We start from the raw sequence: 4,235 nt of genomic DNA, 5'->3' as shown, positions 1-4,235 counted from the left end.
GGGGCTGTGGACGTACGAGCGGAAGCCGCGCCGTACGCTTGACGGATGGGACTCCACATCTACGACACGCGCACCCGGCGCATACGGCCGTTTGAGCCGTTGCACCCCGGTCATGTGGGCGTGTATGTCTGTGGGCCCACCGTCCAGTCCGCGCCGCATGTCGGGCATGTACGTACCGCGGTCGCCTTCGATGTACTGCGCCGCTGGCTCACCGCGTCCGGGTTTGACGTGACCTTTGTCCAGAACATCACTGATATCGACGACAAGATCATTATTAACGCGGACCGGGCCGGCGAGAGCGTGTGGGAGCTCGCCACCCGCCAGACGCGGGCCTTCGATGACGCATACCGTGTTCTCGGTGTGCTGCCGGCCACGATTCAGCCACGGGCGACCGGCCATATCCCGGAGATGCTGGCGCTCATCGCCAGACTGTTGGATGTCGGCTGCGCTTACGTAAGCGCCGGGTCGGTCTGGTTCCGGGTCGCTCGCTTCGCCGGTTATGGACAGTTGTCGAATCAGCGCCCGGACGCCATGCAGGCGTCATCGGAGAGCGAATCAGGGAAGGCCGACCCTCGTGATTTCGCGCTCTGGAAGGGCGCGAAGCCGGGTGAGCCGTTCTGGGAGTCACCCTGGGGGCGAGGCCGTCCAGGGTGGCATATCGAGTGCTCAGCCATGGCGGGCAAGTATCTCGGCGAGATTTTCGACATCCACGGTGGCGGTCTTGACCTTGTCTTTCCGCACCACGAGAATGAGCGCGCCCAGTCGGTCTGCGCCATGGGCGCGGGCCGGCAGCCTGCCGTGGCCGGCACAGCTGAGATGGCCCGTTACTGGATGCATGTCGGCCTGCTGACGACCCGCGGTACCAAGATGTCGAAGTCACTGGGCAACTCGTTCCTGGTCGCCGATGCGCTTGACCAGGTCAGACCGCAGGTGCTGCGTTACCATCTGCTCGGCGCGCACTATCGCTCATCGCTGGAATACGGCCAGGAAGGGCTGGCCGAATCGGCCGCGGCCCATGACCGCGTCGAGACCTTTGTGCGCAACGCCTTGGACATCCTGGGTGGGCCCGACGAGGCCGCGGCACTTGCGGCTGAATGCGCCGTCGGGGCACAGCGCGTGCTTGATGGTCATGCCGGGCCGCTGGCGGCCGACACCGCGGCCGGGGGCGCTCCGGTGGACGCGGCCATGGTCGGGAACCCGGCGCAGGCCTGGCGTGCCTTCGCGGTTGCGCTCGACGACGACCTCGCGGTCTCCCGGGCGCTGGCGGTCCTGTTCGGTGCTGTCGGACGCGGGAACCAGGTGCTGTCCAAGACGCGCAGCCGGGAGCTTGCCGGCTGGGTCGACGTCGTGCGCCGGATGCTCGCGGTCCTTGGGCTTGATCCGATCGCGCAGTGGCCCACGGCCGGTTCCGAACTGAGGCCCGCGCTCGACGGGGTCATGGAGATTGTCCTCGATCTGCGGTCGGCCGCGCGTGCCCGGCGGGACTACGCCGAGGCAGATGGGATCCGAGCCCGGCTCGCGGCTGGGGGCATAGTGGTTGAGGACACTCCGGAGGGGCAGCGCTGGCATCTGGCGTGAGCCAGCGCTCCCGCCGACGGCACGGAAGAAGCACGATGATTGCGCGCCGTCGGCTGGGGCAGAGCCCGGAAGCGGCTATCGAGCGAGCATGCGGATCGTGATCCGCGTCCAAGCGCCGAGGTAGACTCGGTCGCCGTTGCGCAGCGGTACTGGCTGGCCCGGTGGGATCGGATTCGGTTCGTCGTTGATCCGGGTACCGTTCGTTGAGCCAGGGTCGAGTACAGCGTACCCACCGTCCGCCATCAACTCGAGCATGGCGTGCGCGCGGGAGATACCCGGATCCTCCGGTGTGCCGGACAGGTCGATCTCCGGATGGATGCCGCGGGACTCGCTGCGTCGCCCGATCAGCAGCCGGGGGCCGCTGAGGGTGAAGACCCGCCGTGGGTAGACCGTGGGGAACGGGACACGGTGGTCATCGCCACTGTCGTAGTACTCGCGCTCGGCTTCGACAAGCACGTCCCAGCCGGTCTGCACCGCTCCCCGGTCCGGTGTGCCGGGGCGTTCTCGCAGGACCAGATCGAATCCGCACACCTCGCAGAACCGCGTACCCGGCTCGTGCGGATTGTGACAGTTCGGGCAGGCGGCGTCGTAGCCGTCGCCGGCCTCTCGGGACGGTCGTGCGGGCACATGCTGGTTGGGACGTGGGCGGTGGTAGTCGGGCGGTGCTGTTACCGGGCCGCGTGGAACGGCGCTCGCACGGTCCAGGCCGAACGGATCATCCCCGCCGCCGGGAGCGGGGTGGCTGGGTGCGTACGGGTCGGCGCGGTTCCTGTCATAGCCCCATGGCTCGCCTCTGCGCGGTTCGTCACGCGGGTCGCGGCGCGGTTCGTCACGCGGGTCACGCGGGTCACGGTAGGGACCTGTCTGGTAGCCGCTCGCGTCATAGCCACCGGGGGAGTAGCCGCCCGGCGGGTAGGCATCCCGACCGTAGCCGTCCGGCGTATACCCGTCCCGTGGGTAGTTTTCCGCGGCGGGGGCGTACCCGTCGGAGGAATAGCCGTTGGGGTCGTACCGGTCGGCTGGGTAGCCCTCCTGCGGGTAGCCATCGGGCGTGTACCCGTTCGATGGGTAGCCGTCCTGAGCGTATGACTCGGCATCTGACGGCGCGCCATGGTCTGGAAACGGCCGGGACGTACCAACCCGCTTGGTATCCGGTGGGCGGCGGATACCAAGCGGATCGGCCGGGTCAACCCTGGCTCGCCCCGTCCCGGACGGGTCCACCGGCCGCCGACCGTATGAGTCCACGGCGGACTGTTCCGGCTGCCGCGGTCGCTGGCGACCCGACCCGGTTTCGTCTTCCGATGGGAGGACGTAGGGCTCCTGGCCGGCTACAATCCGCATACCGCATTGATCGCAGTAGTCGGGAGCTAGCGACAGGTGCCCGTCTGGGCAGCGTGCACTCACCTGATCACCTGTTTACCCTGACGCTCCTGGTCAGCTGCGGGTCAAGGACCATTTCGTCGACCCCAATGGCGTCGACGTTCCGTTTCAGTCGAACCGTACCTGTGCTCGGGCCCTTGATGCTGACCATGTTCCGAAGTAGACGGTATGTGGCCTTGTTGTCGGACTGATGGGCAAGCTGTGCGTTTTGGCCACGTTTGATGGTAGCGGCTCCATCGTTACCCGCATACCGGGCCTGGAATTCTTCACAGTGGAGCTGGGCGGGTTCGGCCTGGCTCTCTTCCACCGGATTAGTCGCTAGGAGGCGTCGCGTCGATGCGTGCGGTCACAACTGTGATGTTGTCGTGGCCGCCGCGGTCAATGGCGTGCTTGGTGAGGTGGCGGCCAACCGTGATCGCGGCGGTAGCTGGCGCGAGTTCGCCGACCACCGCCGCCATGTCCTCGGGCCGGGACAGGTAGTTCCACAACCCGTCCGTACACACCAGCACCGTGGCGGGCAACGACAGGGGAACCACGCGGACATGTGCGGTCACGTCCCCGGCGTCGGCGCCGAGCCAGCGGGTAAGCGTATGGGCTCGGCGGTCGGTCTCCACCGCCGATGCGGGGATCAGCCCCACGCGTGCGGCCTCCGCAGCCCAGGTGTCGTCCTCACTCAGTCGTTCGAACCGATGTGGGCTGAGCAGGTATACCCGGCTGTCCCCGATCCAGCCCACGGTGACGCTGCCGCCGCCATCGCTGGTACGGGTGATGACAGCCGCGGCAAACGTGCACGACGGTGCGATGCGTCCATCGATGACCGGCGCCCGGGTGACGGCCGCCTGCGCGGCCGCGACAGCGGCGTGGATCGCGTTCTGGGCATCGTCCGGGGAGAAGGCGTACCGGGGAAAATCGTCCGTGACCGCGGTAGGCGGCGTCGTTGGAATGTCCGAGGGCGGCCACTGAAGACCGTCGGACTCGAGACCGCCGTAGGGATCACGGTAGCCGGGCTCGTCGTCCTCCCCGCTGATGTCTGCGTAGCCGTCCATCCCGGCCATCCTGGCTGGATCCCGGTGGTCCGGATCGTCATCCGGCGACCTGAGACAGGCGATGCCGCGTTCGCCGGATCCTGGGAGAACCACCGATCCTGAGCCGGCGCCCGCCGGCCCCGATGCCAGCGGACCCGGCAACCAGGGTTCCGCCCCCGCGGGACGCGTCGCCTCGGCCGGCTGGCCGCGCGTGGCGGACGAGCCGCGGGCCGCTTCGGCGAGGACCGCGGC

Annotated in this window: 4 protein-coding genes; 1 reads left to right on the top strand and 3 read right to left on the bottom strand. The window is 68.1% G+C overall.

Annotated features, from left to right (window positions below; translation table 11 throughout):
• Positions 1-45 precede the first annotated feature (45 nt).
• Complete coding sequence (gene cysS / locus MJ777_RS22375; RefSeq protein WP_239377706.1) at positions 46-1,578, top strand: cysteine--tRNA ligase; 1,533 nt, start codon at positions 46-48, stop codon at positions 1,576-1,578.
• A 75-nt stretch (positions 1,579-1,653) separates the two neighbouring features.
• Here the strand turns inward: cysS and MJ777_RS22370 are convergent, their stop codons facing one another.
• From MJ777_RS22370 to MJ777_RS22360, 3 genes are all read right to left on the bottom strand, one after another.
• Positions 1,654-2,823 (bottom strand): FHA domain-containing protein, encoded by a 1,170-nt coding sequence (locus MJ777_RS22370; protein WP_308127834.1) that lies wholly within the window; start codon positions 2,821-2,823, stop codon positions 1,654-1,656.
• A 163-nt stretch (positions 2,824-2,986) separates the two neighbouring features.
• Positions 2,987-3,265, bottom strand: coding sequence for a hypothetical protein (locus MJ777_RS22830; protein WP_255724147.1), 279 nt, complete (start codon positions 3,263-3,265; stop codon positions 2,987-2,989).
• 4 nt (positions 3,266-3,269) lie between these two features.
• On the bottom strand, positions 3,270-4,235 hold a 966-nt coding region (locus MJ777_RS22360; RefSeq protein WP_239377705.1), incomplete at its 5' end, for a PP2C family serine/threonine-protein phosphatase.

Source organism: Protofrankia sp. Cj5, from assembly GCF_917627405.1.
Lineage (GTDB): Bacteria > Actinomycetota > Actinomycetes > Frankiales > Frankiaceae > Protofrankia.
Note: the sequence above shows the minus strand (reverse complement) of the source record. Positions and strands in the feature narration are given on the sequence as shown.